The sequence below is a fragment of the Mycobacterium sp. 050128 genome, assembly GCF_036409155.1.
In the GTDB taxonomy this organism is placed as follows: domain Bacteria; phylum Actinomycetota; class Actinomycetes; order Mycobacteriales; family Mycobacteriaceae; genus Mycobacterium.
Genome location: NZ_JAZGLW010000005.1, coordinates 230,894 through 249,239, shown reverse-complemented (window position 1 = coordinate 249,239; position 18,346 = coordinate 230,894). Strand labels below are relative to the sequence as shown.

18 protein-coding genes are annotated in these 18,346 nt (G+C 67.6%); 8 read left to right on the top strand and 10 right to left on the bottom strand.

The genetic code is table 11. From position 1 onward, the window contains the following. Window positions 1–22 precede the first annotated feature (22 nt). The gene (locus SKC41_RS27425; RefSeq protein WP_330980835.1) at window positions 23–1,141 is read right to left on the bottom strand and encodes an alpha/beta hydrolase; all 1,119 of its coding nucleotides are present in this window, start codon (window positions 1,139–1,141) and stop codon (window positions 23–25) included. Between SKC41_RS27425 and SKC41_RS27420 the strand changes: the two genes are divergently transcribed. Together SKC41_RS27420 and SKC41_RS27415 are read left to right on the top strand one after the other, a co-directional pair. After that, window positions 1,140–1,985, top strand: coding sequence for an aldo/keto reductase (locus tag SKC41_RS27420; RefSeq protein WP_330980834.1), 846 nt, complete (start codon window positions 1,140–1,142; stop codon window positions 1,983–1,985). The two genes, SKC41_RS27425 and SKC41_RS27420, sit on opposite strands and share 2 nt — an antisense overlap. Further along, window positions 1,986–2,837 carry an aldo/keto reductase gene (locus SKC41_RS27415; protein WP_442931821.1) on the top strand — a complete coding sequence of 284 codons (852 nt, stop codon included), beginning with the start codon at window positions 1,986–1,988 and terminating at the stop codon, window positions 2,835–2,837. Between the two features lie 102 nt (window positions 2,838–2,939). Here the strand turns inward: SKC41_RS27415 and SKC41_RS27410 are convergent, their stop codons facing one another. The 3 genes from SKC41_RS27410 to SKC41_RS27400 are packed head-to-tail and all read right to left on the bottom strand — an operon-like array spanning window position 2,940 to window position 7,609. After that, window positions 2,940–3,653, bottom strand: a complete 714-nt coding sequence (locus tag SKC41_RS27410; RefSeq protein ID WP_330980863.1) for an HNH endonuclease family protein — start codon at window positions 3,651–3,653, stop codon at window positions 2,940–2,942. A 48-nt stretch (window positions 3,654–3,701) separates the two neighbouring features. Further along, on the bottom strand, window positions 3,702–5,933 hold the full coding sequence (recG, locus tag SKC41_RS27405) for an ATP-dependent DNA helicase RecG (protein ID WP_330980833.1): 2,232 nt from the start codon (window positions 5,931–5,933) through the stop codon (window positions 3,702–3,704). 2 nt (window positions 5,934–5,935) lie between these two features. Continuing rightward, window positions 5,936–7,609 (bottom strand): DAK2 domain-containing protein, encoded by a 1,674-nt coding sequence (locus SKC41_RS27400; RefSeq protein WP_330980832.1) that lies wholly within the window; start codon window positions 7,607–7,609, stop codon window positions 5,936–5,938. A gap of 211 nt (window positions 7,610–7,820) precedes the next feature. Between SKC41_RS27400 and rpmB the strand changes: the two genes are divergently transcribed. Then, on the top strand, window positions 7,821–8,015 hold the full coding sequence (gene rpmB / locus SKC41_RS27395) for a 50S ribosomal protein L28 (protein WP_330980831.1): 195 nt from the start codon (window positions 7,821–7,823) through the stop codon (window positions 8,013–8,015). 6 nt (window positions 8,016–8,021) lie between these two features. Here the strand turns inward: rpmB and SKC41_RS27390 are convergent, their stop codons facing one another. Then, window positions 8,022–8,843: a mycofactocin-coupled SDR family oxidoreductase gene (locus tag SKC41_RS27390; protein WP_330980830.1), complete on the bottom strand. Its 822-nt coding sequence runs from the start codon at window positions 8,841–8,843 to the stop codon at window positions 8,022–8,024. A 67-nt stretch (window positions 8,844–8,910) separates the two neighbouring features. Further along, on the bottom strand, window positions 8,911–9,801 hold the full coding sequence (locus SKC41_RS27385; protein ID WP_330980829.1) for an SDR family NAD(P)-dependent oxidoreductase: 891 nt from the start codon (window positions 9,799–9,801) through the stop codon (window positions 8,911–8,913). A gap of 61 nt (window positions 9,802–9,862) precedes the next feature. On the opposite strand from SKC41_RS27385, the gene SKC41_RS27380 reads away from it, so the two are divergent. Genes SKC41_RS27380 through SKC41_RS27365 form a run of 4 tightly spaced genes read left to right on the top strand, consistent with a single transcriptional unit; the run spans window position 9,863 to window position 13,592 of the window. Then, window positions 9,863–10,306, top strand: a complete 444-nt coding sequence (locus tag SKC41_RS27380; RefSeq protein WP_330980828.1) for a nuclear transport factor 2 family protein — start codon at window positions 9,863–9,865, stop codon at window positions 10,304–10,306. 5 nt (window positions 10,307–10,311) lie between these two features. Further along, window positions 10,312–11,517, top strand: a complete 1,206-nt coding sequence (locus tag SKC41_RS27375) for a sulfotransferase family protein (RefSeq protein ID WP_330980827.1) — start codon at window positions 10,312–10,314, stop codon at window positions 11,515–11,517. Next, window positions 11,510–12,754 carry a hypothetical protein gene (locus SKC41_RS27370; protein ID WP_330980826.1) on the top strand — a complete coding sequence of 415 codons (1,245 nt, stop codon included), beginning with the start codon at window positions 11,510–11,512 and terminating at the stop codon, window positions 12,752–12,754. The genes SKC41_RS27375 and SKC41_RS27370 overlap by 8 nt, the downstream gene beginning before the upstream one ends. A gap of 1 nt (window position 12,755) precedes the next feature. Beyond that, window positions 12,756–13,592 carry an oxidoreductase gene (locus SKC41_RS27365; protein ID WP_330980825.1) on the top strand — a complete coding sequence of 279 codons (837 nt, stop codon included), beginning with the start codon at window positions 12,756–12,758 and terminating at the stop codon, window positions 13,590–13,592. On the opposite strand, the gene SKC41_RS27360 is transcribed toward SKC41_RS27365, so the two are convergent. Continuing rightward, the gene (locus tag SKC41_RS27360; protein ID WP_330980824.1) at window positions 13,589–14,272 is read right to left on the bottom strand and encodes a uracil-DNA glycosylase; all 684 of its coding nucleotides are present in this window, start codon (window positions 14,270–14,272) and stop codon (window positions 13,589–13,591) included. The genes SKC41_RS27365 and SKC41_RS27360 overlap by 4 nt on opposite strands. A gap of 66 nt (window positions 14,273–14,338) precedes the next feature. Further along, window positions 14,339–15,307, bottom strand: coding sequence for a thiamine-phosphate kinase (locus SKC41_RS27355; protein ID WP_330980823.1), 969 nt, complete (start codon window positions 15,305–15,307; stop codon window positions 14,339–14,341). Between the two features lie 150 nt (window positions 15,308–15,457). Here SKC41_RS27355 and SKC41_RS27350 point away from each other — a divergent pair, with 150 nt between their 5' ends. After that, window positions 15,458–16,027 carry a DUF3515 domain-containing protein gene (locus tag SKC41_RS27350; protein WP_330980862.1) on the top strand — a complete coding sequence of 190 codons (570 nt, stop codon included), beginning with the start codon at window positions 15,458–15,460 and terminating at the stop codon, window positions 16,025–16,027. Here SKC41_RS27350 and SKC41_RS27345 read toward each other — a convergent pair. Further along, window positions 16,024–17,133, bottom strand: coding sequence for a D-alanine--D-alanine ligase family protein (locus SKC41_RS27345; RefSeq protein WP_330980861.1), 1,110 nt, complete (start codon window positions 17,131–17,133; stop codon window positions 16,024–16,026). The two genes, SKC41_RS27350 and SKC41_RS27345, sit on opposite strands and share 4 nt — an antisense overlap. Window positions 17,134–17,254: 121 nt before the next feature. Next, a complete protein-coding gene (locus tag SKC41_RS27340) occupies window positions 17,255–18,286 on the bottom strand; it encodes an NAD(P)H-dependent glycerol-3-phosphate dehydrogenase (protein WP_330980822.1) in 1,032 nt (343 codons plus the stop codon). Between the last annotated feature and the right edge of the window lie 60 nt (window positions 18,287–18,346).

The following is an 18,346-nucleotide window of genomic DNA, read 5'->3' as shown; positions in this document are numbered from 1 at the left end:
CCGGCGAGCGCATCGCGGCAAATCAGGCCCGGCTCAGGTGAGCGCGCAGTGCAGAAATCAGATCGCTGGTCGCGGCCGCGCTCGCGCCCCCCAGCTGAAACAGGCTGGCGAATCCGTGTGTCAGCGAGCCCATGTACCGCAGGTCCACGGGGGTGCCGGCGCCCTGCAGCGCGGCGGCGTACGCCTGACCTTCGTCGCGCAACGGGTCGAACCCCGCGACGGCGATCAGCGCGGGCGCCAACCCGGACAATGATTGGGCATGCGCCGGCGAGACGCGCGGATCCGTCAGGTCGATGCCGGTGCCGTTGAGATACTCCGCGGTGAACCAGTCGATATCGCGTTTGGTCAGCAGGAAGCCGCGCGCGAACAGGCTCAGCGAGCGATTCTGCGCGGTGAAATCGGTCCGCGGGTAGATCAGCCACTGCAGCAGCGGCGCCGGGGCATCCTCGTCGCGCGCCAACTGACATACGACGGCGGCCAGGTTGCCGCCCGCACTGTCTCCCCCGACCGCGACGCGTCCCGGGTTCGCGCCCAGTTCTCCGGCATGGTCGTGGGCCCACTTGAACGCCGCGTAAGCGTCGTCGATCGCGGCCGGCGCCGGATGCTCCGGGGCCAGTCGGTAGTCGATCGACAGCACCTGAATCCCGGCGTCGCGGCAAGTCAGGCGGCACAGCGCATCGGCGGTGTCCAGGTCTCCGATCGTCCAGCCACCGCCGTGGTAGAAGACCAGCAAGTCCGCGGGCCCCGCGCCGGCCGGACGATAGTGGCGGGCCCCGATCTCGCCGGCCGGCCCAGGAATCGTGAGGTCGTCGACCATGACGTGAATTTGGGGACCGGGTAGCGACAGCAGCGTCTGGCGCATCTGCGCCCGCGACGCCACTGGGTCGTCATTGACGTCCAACCCCTCGATGCCGGAGAGGCGCGACGCGGACAGCGCCAGCTGCAGCGTGGGATCGAGCGTGTTGCCGTCGATGATGATCGATCGGCCGCCGAATATCAGCCGCTTGGCCGGTGTCGGGATCCAGGGGATGGCCTTGACGCCGACATTGGTGACGATGTCCTGCACGCGATCGGCCCAGCGCGTCGATCCGCGTCTGGCTCCGGGATGCAGGTCCGGCGCGCCTGGCAGACTCTGTGTCATGTCCGGCCCCCTTGAGAAAAACCTAGTCACGCTCAATGACGGTCGTGCGATCCCCGCCGTCGGGTTCGGAGTCTTCCAGGTCCCTCCGGCAGAGACCGAGCAGGCGGTACGTGCAGCGCTGCAAGCCGGTTACCGGCATATCGACACCGCTGCCGCGTACCGCAATGAACGGGAAACCGGGCGCGCGATCGCCGATTCCGACGTGCCGCGCGATCAACTCTACGTGGTGACCAAGTTGTGGAACTCCGAGCAAGGTTACGACAGCACGTTGACGGCCTTCGACGCCAGCATGGACCGGCTCGGCCTCGACTATCTCGACCTCTACCTCATCCACTGGCCGATGCCGGCGCTGGGAAAGTATGTCGAAACCTTCAAGGCCTTCGCGCACCTGCGCGACCAGGGCCGGATCCGCTCCATCGGAGTCAGCAATTTCGAACCCGAGCATCTGATGGTTCTGATCGATGCCACCGGCATCGTTCCTGCCGTCAATCAGATCGAACTGCATCCTCGTTATCCCCAGACGGAATTACGAAAGGTGCACGCCCAGCGCGGAATCGCGACCGAGGCATGGGCACCGCTGGGACAAGGAGCGCTGCTGACAGATCCGACCGTCACCGCCGTTGCCGAAGGATGTGGGCGGACACCCGCCCAGGTGTTGATCCGATGGCATATCCAGCTCGGTAATATCGTGATCCCCAAGTCAGTAAACCCTGCACGGATTGCGAGTAACTTCGACGTGTTCGATTTCAATCTCAGCGCCGATGAAATGGCGACGATCTCCTCGCTCGACGATGGAACTCGGCTTGGTCCTGATCCACGAACCTTCAGTTTCACAGGTAGGTGAATGACGTTGACTGGCGCTGCGGGCCTCGCCGTACCCTCGATCACTCTCAATGACGAAAACACGATGCCGGTGCTTGGCCTCGGCGTCGCGGACTTGTCGGAGGACGAGACCGAACGTGCGGTCTCGGCGGCGCTGGAGCTCGGCTGCCGGCTGATCGACACCGCCGCGGCTTACGGCAACGAAGCCGCCGTCGGTCGCGCCATTGCCGCCTCCGGGATTCCGCGCGCGGAGTTGTTCGTCACCACCAAACTGGCCACCGCCGACCAGGGTCTCAAGGGCGCGCAGGATGCCTGCGAAGTCAGCCTGGAACGACTGGGCCTCGATTACCTCGACCTGTATCTGATCCATTGGCCGGCTGCCGCGCTCGGCAAGTACGTGGACTCGTTCGGCGGCCTGCTGCAGCTCCGCTCCACCGGCCACACTCGCTCCATCGGTGTCGCCAACTTCACCGAGGAATACCTGGAGATGGTCATCGACCTCGTCTTCACGACGCCGGCGGTGAACCAGATCGAGCTGCACCCGCTGCTCAACCAGGACGACATGCGCAAGACCAATGCGCAGCACAATGTCGTGACGCAGTCCTACACACCGTTGGCCCTGGGCAAGCTGAACGACAACCCGACCGTGAACTCCGTAGCGAGCGAATACGGCAAGACGCCCTCGCAGGTGATGCTGCGGTGGAACGTGCAATTGGGCAACGCGGTGGTCTTCCGCTCGGCAAACCCCGAGCACATCGCAACCGACCTCGACGTGTTCGACTTCGAATTGGCCGCCGAGCACATGGACGCAATCAACACGCTCAATGACGGGACCCGGTTGCGCCCGGACCCAGAGACCTACGAAGGCGCGTAACGCGCCGCTACGACCGGACCGGGCGCAGGCGCCGGGCATCCTGACTGTGCATCTGACGACGCGGCGGCGGCGTGTCGCGTCGCGCGATGCACACTCGCGCTCTCACGGTCCCGTCGGGCAGGTGGCCGCGGCCTGCCGCAGCACGTTCGCCGACGCCTGATCCACCGGCAACTGGTAGCCCCGCAGCACCGCGACGAACTGCATCGCGTACTGGCAGGCGAACGCGCGATTGGGCGGCATCCATGAGGCCGGCGGCAGATCACCCTTGTCCTGATTGGCCTGGCCCTGCACGGCCAGCAGGTTGGCCGGATCGTTGGCGAAGCGCAACCGCTCGGGATCCGGCCAGCCGAAAGCTCCCATGTCCCAGGCGTAGGCGAGCGGGACGATGTGGTCGATCTGCACCGATTCGCCGACCTTCGCGCCGCGCTGGAATCCGATGGTGGTGTTGGTATACGGGTCGTGCAAGGTGCCGGTGGCGACGGCGTTGGGGCACCGCTTGATCGCCACATAGGTCTTGTCGACGAGATCGCGGTCGAGGATGTCGTCGCGGGTGTCACATCCGTTGTGCCCGCCCGGGGCGTCGTTGTCGTCGTCCCACGAATCGCCGAAGGCCGACCTGCGGTAGTCGTAGTGGTGAACCCGAAGGGGTGCCACGGCAATGCCGGCCAGCACATCGGTGCCCGGCGCCACGGTGGGCACATCGGCGCGCGCGGCGATCTCCGCGTGCCTGGCCGACGTCGAGCCCAGCGTCTGGTAGGCGACCAGCACCGCGAGCAGCGCGGCTACCGATAACCACAGCAGCACTTTGCGATTAATCTGCGCCACTTCTCCTCATCGCTCCGCTTGAGCATCGTCGCTGGCGCGTCACGACTTGTCCAGGTATTCGATGCGGTCCGTGTCGGTGAATTGTGTTGCCAGCGAAGCCAGCTCGGTGTTCTCACCGTCGGCCTCATACGCTCGGGTGCAGAATTCGCGCGCCGCTTCAATGTAGGCCAGGTGATCGGCCAGCGACAGCAACCGCAAATTGATCGCCCGGCCGGACTGGTTGCGGCCGAGCACATCTCCTTCCCGGCGCTCCTTGAGATCCAGCTCGGACAGGGCGAAACCGTCGAGCGTCCCGGCGACCGCAGTCAGCCGGCGGCCGGCCGGAGAGCTCGGCGAGCTCCAGGTGGCGAGCAGACACAGGCTCGGATGCCGGCCGCGGCCGATGCGGCCACGCAGCTGATGCAGCTGACTGATCCCGAATCGGTCGGCGTCCATCACCAGCATCACCGTGGCATTGGGGACGTCGACGCCGACCTCGATGACGGTGGTGCACACCAGCACATCGGTCTCACCATTGCGGAACGCGGCCATGGCCGCGTCCTTGTCGTCGGCGGCCAAGCGTCCGTGCATCAGCCCCAGCCGCAGATTCGCCAACTCGCCGGAACGCAGGCGGGCATAAAGCCCCTCGGCCGTCTCCGTCGCGCGCGCGTCTTGCGGCTCCTTCCCCGACTCGTCGGTCTCGTCGATGCGCGGCGCCACCACGTAGGCCTGCCGGCCGGCCGCCACCTCCTCGCGGATACGTTCCCAGGCGCGGTCCAGCCAGGCGGGCTTGTCCTGGACGAAAATGACGTTGCTGGTGATGGGCTGGCGGCCGCGCGGCAGCTCGCGCAACGTCGAGGTTTCCAGGTCGCCGTAGACGGTCAGCGCGACGGTACGCGGTATCGGCGTCGCCGTCATCACCAGTAAGTGCGGCGTGATGCCCGCAGGCGCCTTGGCGCGCAACTGATCTCGTTGTTCGACGCCGAATCGGTGTTGCTCGTCGACGACGACCATGCCCAGGTTGGCGAATGCCACCACGTCCTGCAGCAGGGCATGTGTGCCGATGACGATGCCGACCTCACCGCCGGCGATCTCGCGGCGCACTTGGTTCTTCTGCGCGGTCGACATCGATCCGGTCAGCAGCGCGGCCCGGGTCGCAACGCCGCCTTCACTATCGGCCCCGCCCAGCTGGCCGGCCATCGCCAGCGGCCCTAGCACGTCGTTGATCGACCGCAGATGTTGTGCGGCAAGAACTTCCGTGGGAGCCAGCAGTGCGCACTGGTAGCCGGCATCGACCATCTGCAGCATCGCCAGCACCGCGATGATCGTCTTGCCGGAGCCGACCTCCCCCTGCAGCAGCCGGTTCATCGGGCGATTTGCCGCGAGTCCATCGGACAGCACGTCGAGCGTTTCGCGCTGTCCGGCCGTCAGCTCGAAGGGCAAGCGGCCCAACAGTTCCGCGGCCAAACCGTCTGACCGTCGCGGCGCCGGCGGTCCCGATTGCGACAGTTCGCCGTGCCGGCGTGCAACCAGCGCCCATTGCAGGCCGACGGCTTCGTCGAACGTCAATCGTTCGCGCGCACGGCGGCGCTCCGCCTCGTCCTCGGCGAGGTGAATCGCCCGCAGCGCGGCGTCTTCAGACATCAGGTCGTGTTCGGCGAGCAGCTCCGCGGGCAGCGGATCGGTCACCGGATCGAGAACCTCGAGCACCTGGCGCACGCAGGCGTAGATGTCCCAGCTCTGCAGCTTGGTGCTGGCCGGGTAGATCGGGAAGAAGCGGCGGTCGAATGCCGACGTCAGTTCCTCGCCGCTCAACGCCGCGGAGGTGTCGGCGATGGTCTTCAGCGATTTACTGCCGCGGTTGCGTCCGCTCGGCGAATCCACGATGAGAAAGTCCGGGTGCGTCAGCTGCATGACGTTTCTGAAGTAGCCGACTTCCCCGGAGAGCATCACCCGGGTGCCCTCGGTGAGGTCCTTGCTGAGGTAGTCGGCATTGAAGAACGTCGCCGTCACCTTGCTGCGACCCGAGCCCACGGTGATGCGCAGGCATTTGCGCCGCGGGTTCTTCTTCATCGGGAACGAGTGGGTATCGGTGATCGTGTCGACGAGCGTGATGTGCTGGCCGACTTCCGGCCGCTCCTCGGAGGCATCCCATCTCGCGGCCGTCTCGGTATAGCTGCGCGGGTAGTGGCGCAGCAGGTCGTCGACCGTCCGGATGCCGAACACCTCGTCCAGGGAATTCGCCGCCTTGGCGCCCAGCACGTAGTCCAGCCGATCGCTGCGCGACGCCACGACTACTCGACGCCGATCAGCAGGGCGTCGCCGCGATGGCCGGTGCGGTAGGTCACCAGCTCGGTGCCCGGATGGTGGTCGTGGACGTGCTCTTGCAGGACGAACGTCACCGAATCGTCGTCGATGCCGGCACCGACCAACACGGTCACCAGGTCGCCACCGGATGCCAACAGCAGATCGAGCAGGCCGATCGCCGCCCCCGGCGCATCGGCGGCAACGATCAACACCTCGTCGCCCGCGATGCCCAGGCCGTCGCCGGGCTGACAGCGGCCCGCCCAGGTCAGCGCGCTCTCGGTGGCGATACGCACCGACCCGTACCGGGCGCCGCCGGCGGCCCGCGCCATCGTGTAGCCGTCGTCGACCGCCTGCCGATCCGTTTCGTGCACGGCCAGCGCGGCCAGCCCCTGCACCATCGACCCCGTCGGTATCGGCACCACGTCGATGCCCCAGCCGATGGCCGCGGTGCAGCCGGCGACCAGCTCCTCGGCGGCAACGTAGCCGTTGGGCAGCACCATCACCTGCGCGGCGCCGGTGTCGACCACGGCCCGCATCAGCTGGTGAGCGCTGATACCGGTGGCCGGGTCGCCCGCGTCCGCAGCGGGCCGCAGCACGTGGGCACCGTCGCCGGCGAATAGCTCGGCGGCGCCGTCACCGTCGACGACCGCCAACACGGCTCGTTCCTTGGTCCAGCTGCCGACGGGCAGCCCGACGGCCCCGGAGCTCAGCGACGAAATCATGATCCGGCTCAGCCGTCCGGCCACCATTCCGGCTTCCACGGCGGCGCCGGCGTCGTCGGTGTGCACGTGCACCGAGTAGCTGGCCTGGTTGGTGAACGGCGCGGCGGCGATGGCCACGGAATCCCCCAATTTCATCAGCCGGTCCCGCAGCGCGTTGGCCGCCGGCGGACTGCTGCCGTCCAGCCGATACATCACCTCGAACTGCGGTGCCGGCCGTTCGGGGGCGCTGGCCACCTGCCGCTCGCGCGGTGCCAGCTCGTAGACCGTGCGGGCGGGCGGCTGGCCGCCGACCGTCGAGCGCAGCGCATCCAGCAACACCAGCAGTCCCCGCCCACCGGCGTCCACGGCACCGGCGTCGGCCAGCACATCCAGCTGCTCAGGGGTCTTTTCCAGCGCGACGACGGCGGCGTCGCCGGCCGCGGTGATCGCCGAGGCCAGCCCGTCATCCGCGCACTTCTCGACGGCGTCGGCGGCCGCCCGCAGCACCGAGACGATGGTTTCCGGGACTTCCTGGCCACCCATCGAGGTGATCACCAGCTCGACCCCGCGCTGCAGCGCCGCCCCGAGCAGCGCCGCGTCCATGTGCGGCAGTTCACCGCCGGAGTCCGCGGCCGCGGTGGCGGTGACGTCGGCGATACCGCGCAGGATCTGCGACAGGATCACCCCGGAGTTGCCGCGCGCGCCATTGAGCGCACCCGCGGACAGGGCGGATGCGACCCGGGCGACGCATCCGGGGCTGCCGTCGGCGCTGATCCCGGCGCTGGCCTCGGCCAACGCGGAACGCATCGTGAACAGCATGTTTGCGCCGGTGTCGGAGTCGGCGACCGGGAAGACGTTGAGACGATTGATCTCGTCGATGTGAGTGATCAGGTCGCTGACGGCGGTGTGCGCCCAGTCCCGCAGCGCCGGCGCGTCGAGCAGCCGATCCGAACTGCCCACTGTGACCCACCTCCTCGCGACCGCCCGGGAGCCACGTCTTGCCGGTATGGGCTGACCGGCCTATTGAGCCTAGCCAGCCGCGGCGACGCGCTCAGAGGTAAGCCGACCGTCGTTGTGGATCGTTTTGGTGGTTGCCCACCAGAGTCGGTATCCTGGGCTGTCGCGGCGCGCTATGGGTGCCGGATCCCCGAACATTTGAGGAGCTTGAACGATGGCCGCTGTGTGCGATATCTGCGGGAAAGGCCCCGGCTTCGGTAAGTCGGTGTCGCACTCCCACCGGCGCACCAGCCGGCGCTGGGACCCGAACGTCCAGACGGTGCACGTCGTGGCCCGTCCCGGCGGCAACAAGCAACGCCTCAGCGTGTGCGCGTCCTGCATCAAGGCCGGCAAGGTCGTACGCGGCTAGCCGCAGCTACATCACGATGTGTCCGGCGTCGACGGGTATCGATACGCCGGTTATGTAACGCGCGCGGGGACCGACCAGCCACAGCACGGCCTCGGTCACGTCTTGCGGCTCGACCAGCGGCACGTCGGGCAGCAGCATCTGCGCGACGGCCGGGTTCGGATTCTCCAGCATCCGGTTCACCACGAAGTCGTTGAGGATCATCGGCGTCATGACCCCGGCCGGATGGATCGAATTGACCCGAATCTTGTGCGGCGCATAGGCATTGGCGGCCGAACGCATCAGCCCCACCACGCCGTGCTTGGACGCGGCGTAGGCGAACATCGCCGCGGTGCCGTCGCCGCCCCGGCCGGTCAGGCCCTGCGACGAGCTGACCATCACGATCGATCCGCCCTTGCCCCCGCGAATGATCGACGGCACCGTCGCCAACAGCGTGTGCCAGACCCCCTTGAGGTTGGTGTCGACGATCGAGTTGAACACCGGCTCGTTACGGATCTCGGTGTCACCGATCGCCACCACCCCGGCGTTGGCGATGACGATGTCCACCTCGCCGAGTTCGTCGATCGCGGTCTGCACCCCGGCCGCCAACTGCGGCAGGTCGCGGACGTCGGCGACGACGGGCGCCGCCTTGCGGCCCGCGGCTTCGACCAGCCGCGCGGTCTCTTCGAGATCCGCTTTGGTCCCCAACGGATAGGGAATCGCGTCGATATCGGCGCAGATGTCCACGGCGATGATGTCGGCGCCCTGTTCGGCGAGCGCCACGGCGTGGCTGCGTCCCTGGCCGCGTGCCGCGCCCGTGATGACGGCGACCGAGTTATCGAGTTCACCCATGACGGGCAACGTACCTGCCTGCGGCCATCACATCTCCAGCAGGGGAGGATGGCGTACGAACAGGCCGCTACAGGGGCAGCGTTGTGCCCGTTTGCTCTTCGGCGAAAGCAACCAGGCGGGCGGCCACGTCATAGTTTGACGCCAGCGGTGTGCGGCCGATCAGCGCCGGCTCACCGCGCAGGCCGAGCCTGCCGCTGACACCGACGAAGCTGCCCGGCGGCACCGGCTCGCTGATGCAGTACAACGTGGTGGCCGCGCCTTCGGCGATGTCGTTGGCGAACCGGTCGGCCACGACTGTGACGCCCTTTTGCACCAACGACATCAGCGGCGCGTCCGAGATGTTCGACAGGTTCGAGGCCACCCATCCGGGATGAGTCAGTTGAGTGACGATCGGCGATCCGGCGGCGCGCAGCCGGCGATCCAGGTCAAGCCCCCACAGCATGACCCCGAGCTTGGACATGGCATAGGCGCCCAGCCGCGTCCACTTGTTGCGACGCAGGTGCATGTCGTCGAGGCGCAGCGTGGCCGACTTGTGCGCATCGGAGCCGACGTTGATGATCTGCGAACGCACCCGCGGCAGCAGCAGATTGGTCAACGCGAACGGCCCGAGCAGGTTGGTGCCCAGCGTCATCTCGAAGCCGTCGACGGTTTCCGTGCGATGGTCGCAGAGGGTGCCGGCGTTGTTGATCAGGATGTCGATGTCCCCGTCGACCTGATCGGGGAAGGCCCGCACCGAGGACAAGTCCGCGAGATCGAGCTTGATCACCGATGTCGAGCCGCCCATCTCCGCGGCGCGCTGCTTGCCCAGGTCGGTGTTGCGTACGGCCAGGATCACGTGGGCACCGGCTTTGGTCAGCGCCTGCGCGGTGCCCAGGCCGACGCCGTTGGTTGCCCCCGTCACGATGACTCGCTTGCCGGTCAAGTTGCCGAGGCGGCTCGGCGTCCAAGGTAACGTCACGGCGATTAAGAGTAATGGGCGGTTCTATGTAAGTTGGGTCAGCTCTGCCAACATGGTCTGCATGAGTGACAGCGGACGCGAAATCACCAACCTGATCTACACGTACGCCGAGCTCCTCGACGGTGGCGACCTGGACGGGGTGGCCGGGCTTTTCGCGCACGGCCGCATCTGCGGCATGGAAGACGGCCCGCCGGAGACGGTGTTCGAAGGGTCCGCCCGGGTGCGCCAGATGTACGACATGGCCACCCGTATCTACGAGGACGGCACCCCGAAGACCAAACACAACACCAGCAACGTGCAGCTGCACGTCGACGAGGCCGCGGGCACCGCACGCAGCACGTCCTACTACTGCGTCACGCAGGCCACCCCCGAGCTTCCGCTGCAGGTGATCGTCACCGGGCACTACAAGGACACCTTCCACCGGGTGGACGGAGCCTGGTGGTTCGACAGCCGCATCATGTTCGTCGACCAGGTCGGCGACGTCAGCCAGCACCTGAAGTTCTGAAACGCGTGGCAGCCTCCAGCACCTTTGACCCCGTCGGCGTGCTGGCCGACGCGCAGCGCAAAGAGACGCTAACCGATTGGGGCCCCGGCGAATTCGAGGGCCCGCTGCGGGTGCTGCTGGACGCCTACGCGCACGCCGACCTCAACACCATCGGCGTGCACATCCTGCGCTCCGGCATCGTGCACAGCCTGCGCATGCGGCTTCGCACCCAGGAGTGGATCCGCCGACACCCGGAGATCCTCGACGAGCAGGTCGCCGCGCCGATCGTCGTCGTCGGAATGATGCGCAGCGGCACCACCCTATTGCAGCGACTGCTGGCCGCCGATCCGCGTTTCGTCTGCGCCTACGGCTGGGAGGTTGTCGAGGTCGCGCCGCGGCTCGACTATCGTTTCGGCGCTGCCGAGGATCCCCGCATCGCGATCAGCGAAGCGCGCGAAGCGAAATCGCGCGAACTGGCGCCGGATCTGTTCGCCATCCACCCGATGTACGCACGCGAAGCCGAAGAAGAGATCGTCTTTTTGGCCGACGCGTTTCTGTCCCATGTCCCCGAATCCGGTGCACACCTTCCGCATTACCGGTCCTGGCTCGACGAGCAGGACTTCTCCCCCGCCTACGACTACCTGCACCGCATGCTCCAATTCGTCCAATGGCAGAAGCGGCAAAGTCAGTTGGGGCGGCACCGCCCCCTGCAGCGCTGGGTGCTGAAATCGCCCGCACACCTTGGCTATCTGGACCTGCTGCGCGCGCGCTTCCCCGACCTGCACATCGTGCACATGCACCGCGACCCGCGCACCACGATCGCCTCGGGCGCCAGCCTGAACGCCACCCTGCACGCGATGCACGCCGACACCGTCGATGTACATCGGGTGGGCGCGCAGTGGCTGCAGCGGATGGGCTGGACCAACGATCGGGCCATGTCGACCCGCGACGGCTGGACTGACGACGCCGCCGTGGTGACCGACATCGGATTCGACGACGCGGTGGCCGATCCGATCGGACAGGTGGCCCGCGTTTACGACGCCGTCGGCCTGCCGCTCACCGGTGACGCCGAGGATGCGATGCGGCGCTGGCTGGTCGAGCGTCCGCGCGAGGCCGCCCGCCCGCCCTACGGGCTGCAGAAGTACGGCCTGCGCGCCGAGCAGGTCGACGAGCGATTCACTCTGTACAACAAGCGTTTTGAACAGCACATCGGAGGAACTGCGCATGCCTGACGATCCAGTCTCGACCGCATCCCAGCGCGAACAGGAGCTGGCCGCCCTCGACCTGATCGAGCACCCGACCGTAAAGGCCGCCTATCGAACGGTGGCCGAGACCTGGCTGGGGCGGGCCAAGGCGTCGGACGCGATGCGCGAGCGGTTCGACGATTCGTTCGCCGAGGTGATGTTCTCGGCGGCGGTGTGGTCGTCCAATCAGGACAAGTTGCGGCCCAAGGTCAGCTGCATCACCCGGCTGGCACACCCGGTGCAGGGCCGTCGTATTCCCGGATCACGTTGGGGCATCGACAATCCCGACAGCGTGTATCGGGTGATCCCGATCTCGGGCGACGAGCGTTACGAGATCCGCGGCCGAGTCGGCGAGCACCGGATGACCGAGAACTACTTCACGCTGTGGGACGCCAACATGGGCACCGTCAACGTGCTCAACGGCCGCACCATGAAGGTCGATTCCGACGGCGGCTACACCATCACCGTGGATGCCGACCCGGCCAATGGGCGGGAAAACCATGTGCAGACCTCGCCGCAAGCTCACGAGTTCTACATCCGCGATGTGCTGCTGGACTGGGGCCGCGACGACCCCAATTACATTGAGGTGCAACGACTTGGCGGCGCACCGGCAACTCCTGCGCGCACGCTCGACGAGCAGGCCGAGGCGACCGCGGCGATGATGGAATATTTCGCCAACTTCACCGGCAAGCTCAGCCATGGCGTGTACAAGATGCCGGCCAACCATTTCAACCTGGCCTGGTCGGCGGACAAGGTCGGCGCGATGCGCAACCAGGTGTACGTGATGGGCCGCTTCGAACTCGAGCCCGACGAAGCGTTCGTCGTCGACCTCAATGACGGGGGTGCCGAATACTTCACCGTCCCACTGAGCAATATCTGGGGCACCACACTCGATATCGTCGACCGCACCGGCAGCCTCAACAAGGCGCAATCAATCGCAAGCGAGGACGGCACCTACACCTACGTGATCTCGCCGGTCGACCCCGGCGTCGCGAACTGGATCGACTCCGACGGTCTGCGCGAGGCCATCCTGACCCTGCGCATGGCGGAGTTCGGCGAGACCGGCCCCAGAGAGGACCTCGGCGCTCGCGGACGAGTGATCAAGCTGGATCGACTCGACGCCGAGGTGCCGCACTTGCCGCGGGTGAGCCCCCAGGAGCGCGCCACCGCGCTGGCGCAGCGGCGCACGGCGTACCTGCGCCGGCTGCCGGAAGGGACGGCCTGAGATGGCGCGCTGGCTGATCACGGGTTGCTCCACCGGATTCGGGCGTGAGATCGCCCGCGCCGCATTGGAAGACGGCCACAGCGTGGTGGTGACCGCGCGGCGGGCCGAGGCGGTCCAGGATCTGGCCGACGAATTCGGGGACCGGGCCGTCGCGGTCGCGCTCGATGTGACCGATGGCGCCCAGATCGCGGCGGCGGTGTCGGCGGCCGACGAGGCGTTCGGCGGGATCGACGTCCTGGTCAACAACGCCGGTCACGGCTACCTGTCCTCGGTGGAAGAGGGTGAGGACGCCGAGGTGCGAAAGTTGTTCGACGTCAACTACTTCGGGGCCGTCGACATGATCAAGGCGGTACTGCCGGCCATGCGCGACCGCGGCGCAGGCCACATCATCAACATCTCGTCGATGACCGGTCTAGTGGCCAACCCGCCCAACGCCTACTACTCCTCGACCAAGTTCGCGCTCGAGGCCATAACCGAGGCGCTGGCCACCGAGGTACGGCCGCTGGGTATCAAGGTGACCGCGATCGAGCCGGGCGCCTTCCGTACCGACTGGGCCACGCGGTCGATGAAGGAATCGGGCAGCCCGATCGCCGCCTACGCCGACGTGGCCGCGCGCAAGGACCTGATCAAGCAGTTCGCCGACCATCTGCCGGGCGACCCACGCAAGGTGGCCGAGGCGGTGCTGATGGTCACCACGCTTGACGATCCACCGCTGCGGCTGCTGCTCGGCCGCGACGTGCTGAAGGCGATGCGCGACAAGATCACCGCGATGTCGGCGTCGATCGAAGAGTGGAAAGCCGTCACGAAGGACGTGAACTTCCCCGAATCGGGAGCTTAGGGCAGCCGCCAGTCGATCGGGTCGGCGCCCATCCCGGTGAGTAAGTCGTTGGCGCGGCTGAACGGACGCGAGCCGAAGAATCCGCGCGAGGCGGACAGCGGCGAGGGGTGCGGCGACTCGATCGCCACGCAATTACCCTCTGCCAGCACCGGTTTGAGGGTGGACGCGTCGCGGCCCCACAGGATCGCCACCATCGGCTGCGACCGCGCGACCAGGGCGCGGATCGCACACTCGGTGACCGCTTCCCAGCCCTTGCCGCGATGCGACGCCGGGTTGCTCGGACGAACCGTGAGGACCCTGTTCAACAGCAGCACGCCACGCTGGGCCCAGGGCGTCAGATCGCCGCACGACGGTTGCGGGTAACCCAGGTCGGCCGAGTACTCGTCGAAGATGTTGGACAGACTGCGCGGCAGCGGACGCACGTCGGGAGCCACCGAGAAGCTCAGGCCCACCGCATGCCCCGGCGTCGGGTAGGGATCTTGTCCGACGATCAACACCCGCACTTGGTCGAAGGGAAAGGTGAAGGCGCGCAACACATTCGGACCGGCAGGCAGGTATTTTCGGCCGGCTGCGATCTCGTCGCGCAGAAACTGCCCCATCTTGGTCACCTGTTCGGCCACCGGCTCGAGCGCACCCGCCCACCCCTGCTCGACGAGTTCACTCAACGGGCGCGCGGTCACTGCGCCACCTTAGCCCTCCCGATACGATTGCCCGGCTCCTCCCCGGGCCGCGCGCGGCCCGCATCGTCACCGAGCGAAAGACTGCCAGCCCGCGTATCCCTGCCACTGGGCGCCGTCGACGAGTACCCGGGCGGGCCCGTCGAGCACCCGCCCGATCACGCGCCACCCGGACGGCACCTCACCGGCGAAACAGGCCACCAGAGCGTGGTCTTCACCGCCGCCCAGTACCCACGACCATGGATCGATCCCGGCCGCCGCCGCGGCTGCGCTCAGCGCGTCGCGATCGGGAGCCAGCGCCGCGGTGGACAAATCGATGCCCACTCCCGACGCGTCGGCCACATGTCGCAGATCCGCGACCAGGCCATCGGAGACATCGATCATCGCCTGCGCACCCGCGGCCGCGGCCGCCGCCCCCTGGCCGTAGGGCGGCTCGGGCACCAGATGGCGGGCACGCAGTTCGTCGAACCCACTAATCTCGTTGTGCCACAACGAGTATCCCGCTGCCGAGCGGCCCAGTTCACCGGCGACGGCAAGCACCGCGCCGGGCTTTGCCCCAGAGCGCAACACCGGGGCCCGGCCGCCCAAGTCGCCCAACACCGCCACCGACAACACCCATAGCGGGGAGCTGACCAGGTCGCCGCCGACGATGCCGGCGCCGACTCGCGCTGCCTCATCCCACATTCCGTCGACCAACGCGTCCGCGTCCGCCGTCGGCGTATCGGCGGGGGCGCCGAAGCCGACGACGAACGCCGTGGCCCGCCCGCCCATCGCCTCGATGTCCGCGGCGTTCTGGGCTATCGCCTTGCGTCCGACGTCATGCGGCGTGGACCAGTCCAGCCGGAAATGCCGGCCCGCCACCAGCATGTCGGTCGACACCACGCTGCGGCCGTCGCCGGCCGATACCACCGCCGCGTCGTCACCCGGGCCCAGCAGCACCGCATCGGGCTGCACCCGGCCGCGCACCAGCCGGTCGATGACGGCGAATTCACCGAGCTGCCCCAGGGTGGGCGAATCGCCCGCTACTTCCTCGCGCACGTCACCTCCTCCGGCGTGGTACTAAAGGCTCTCGTACAGCGGTCCGACCTGCGGTAAGTTTGGTCCCGCCCCGCGCGGGCGGACGGCGCCAGTGTATGAGATGGGAGGTGCCCGGTGGTCGACGCTACGGCCGTCGACGGCCGGGCGATGATGACCGGTTCGGACTCCGACGACCCAGGCGGACCGCCGCGGGCCCTGCTCATCGCCGCGGTTGTGGTGGCGGTCCTCGCCATCGGCATCGTGCTTGTCATCGCGGCAACTCGCGAAGCGCCGCCGCAGCCGGTCGCCCTTCCCACCGTGCCGGCGCCGCAGGCCGGCAGCCCGGCATGCCACGCGCTGTCGGCGGCGCTGCCGCAGCGGCTCGGCGACTATCAGCGCGCACCGCTGGCACAGCCGGCACCCGAGGGCGCGACCGCCTGGCGCACCGCGACCGGCAACGAGCCGGTGGTGTTGCGCTGCGGGCTCGACCGTCCGACCGCCTTTGTGGTGGGGTCCCCGATCCAGATCGTCGACCGGGTGCAATGGTTCGAGGTGGCGGCCGAGCAGCAATCCGCTGGTGACGCAGGCAGATCCACCTGGTACACGGTGGACCGGCCGGTATATCTGGCGCTGACCCTGCCGTCGGGATCCGGACCCACACCGATCCAGCAGCTTTCCGAGGTGATCGACCACACCATCACCGCGGTGCCGATCGACCCCGCCCGGCCCGGTGAGCGTTAGCGCAGACCCGTGCCCCGGGCCAGAGCGGTTTCGACCATGGTGGCCAAGAGACTCCGGTAGTCGATGCCGCTGGCCGCCCACATCCTCGGGTACATCGAGATCGTGGTGAACCCCGGCATCGTGTTGACCTCGTTGATCACCGGACCGTCCTCGGTGAGGAAGAAGTCCACCCGGGCCAGGCCCTGGCAGTCGATGGCCTTGAACGCCCGGATTGCCAATTGACGCACGTCGTCTGCGATCTCGTCGTCGACCTTGGCGGGCACGTCCAATTCGGCTGCATCGTCGAGGTATTTCGTTTCGAAGTCGTAGAAGCCGTCCTCGCGACCGCGCACACCGGCCACCCGGATCTCCCCCACCGTGCTGGCTTCTATTGTGCCGTCCGGCATTTCGAGCACACCGCACTCCAGCTCGCGACCATTGATCGCCGCTTCGACGATCACCTTCGGATCGTGCCGGCGAGCATCGGCCACCGCGGCGGCCAGTTCGTCCCAACTCGCTACCCGGCTGACCCCGATCGACGAACCACCCCGCGCGGGTTTGACGAACACCGGCAAACCCAGCCGCTCGCGCTCCTCGGGTGCCAGCAGCTGCTGCGACGGGCGCAGTACCACATACGGTCCGACCGGAATCCCCTCGGCGACAAGCAGCTTCTTGGTGAATTCCTTGTCCATCCCGACGGCGCTGGACAGCACTCCGGCACCGACGTAGGGCACATCGGCGAGTTCGAGCAGCCCCTGGATCGTGCCGTCCTCGCCGTAGGGGCCGTGCAGAACCGGGAAGACCACGTCGACCGAACCCAGGACTTCACCGGCGCCCGGCGGTAGTGACACCAACTGGCCGCTGCGCCGCGGATCGGCCGGCAGCGCCAGCTCGGTTCCCGATTCGGTGGTCACCGCGGGCAGTTGCCGGTTACTGATCGCCAGCGCGTCCGGATCGCCGTCGGTGAGCACCCACGAGCCTTCGGGGGTGATGCCGATCGCGACCACATCGAATCGCTGCGGGTCGAGGTTGCGCAGAATGCTGCCCGCGGACACGCACGAGATGGCGTGCTCGTTGCTGCGCCCACCGAAGACGACAGCAACGCGCACCCGGCTGCCCCCTGACACCGAGGGCCGGTTGGTCGCATCACTGGCGTTCACAACCTGGAGAGGCTACCGGTTGGGAGGCCGACAGGTCGGAACGCCGACCGGTAGCGGGATTTTGCCGGAGCGCCGGCCGGCGGCGCGCTCATTCCGGTTTGGTGCTGCGGCCCAGCAGCAGGGCCATCGCCTCGTCGACCGAGAGTCCCTTGTGGCAGACCCGGTGTACCGCATCGGTGAGCGGCATCTCGACGTCATAGCTGGACGCCAGCGCGAGCACGGATTCGCACGACGTCACGCCCTCGACGACGTGGCCGTCCTTTCCCTCCAGCGCCACCTGCATGCTTGCGCCCCGACCCAGGCGCTCACCCATCGACCGGTTGCGCGAATGCGGAGACGTGCAGGTAGCCACCAGGTCACCCACGCCGGCCAGGCCCGCCAGGGTCGCGCCTTTGGCGCCCAGCGCGATGCCAAGCCGCATGATCTCGGCCAGACCGCGGGTGATGATCGCCGCGGCGGTGTTTTCGCCCAGCCCGACGCCGGCCGCCATTCCGCACGCGAGCGCGATGACGTTCTTGCAGGCCCCGCCTATCTCGGTGCCGACCACGTCGCTGTTGGTGTACGGGCGGAAGTAGCCGGTGTTCAACATGCGCTGCAGGGCGACCGCGCGCCCGGAGTCGCTGCACGCGACCACGGTGGCGGTGGGTTGACATTCGGCGATTTCACTGGCCAGGTTCGGCCCGGAGATCACCGCGACCTGGGACATGTCGACGCCGGTCACCGAGACGATGACCTGGCTCATTCGCATCAGGGTGCCCAGCTCGATGCCTTTGGCCAGGCTGACCAGGGTCGCGCCGTCGGCGATCAGGGGTGCCCACTGCTCGAGGTTGCTGCGCAGGTTCTGCGCCGGGACTCCCAGCAGCACCGTCGTCACGCCGTGTAGCGCCTCGGCCGCGTCGGCGGTGGCCCGGATACCCGGCGGCAACAGGGTGCCGGGCAGGTAGGCGGGGTTGTAGCGGGTGGCGTTGATCTGCTCGGCGACATCGGATCGCCGGGCCCACAGCCTGATCTCCGATTCCGGTGCTCGGGCCCCTTCGAGGGCCTCGGCGAGCACCTTGGCCAGCGACGTTCCCCATGCTCCGGCGCCCATCACCGCAACGGCGCCCGCTGTGCTGGCCATTTCCCCATCCCGATCTGTCACAAACGCGGCATCTGCAGCCGCTACACCCTAGAACAGGGA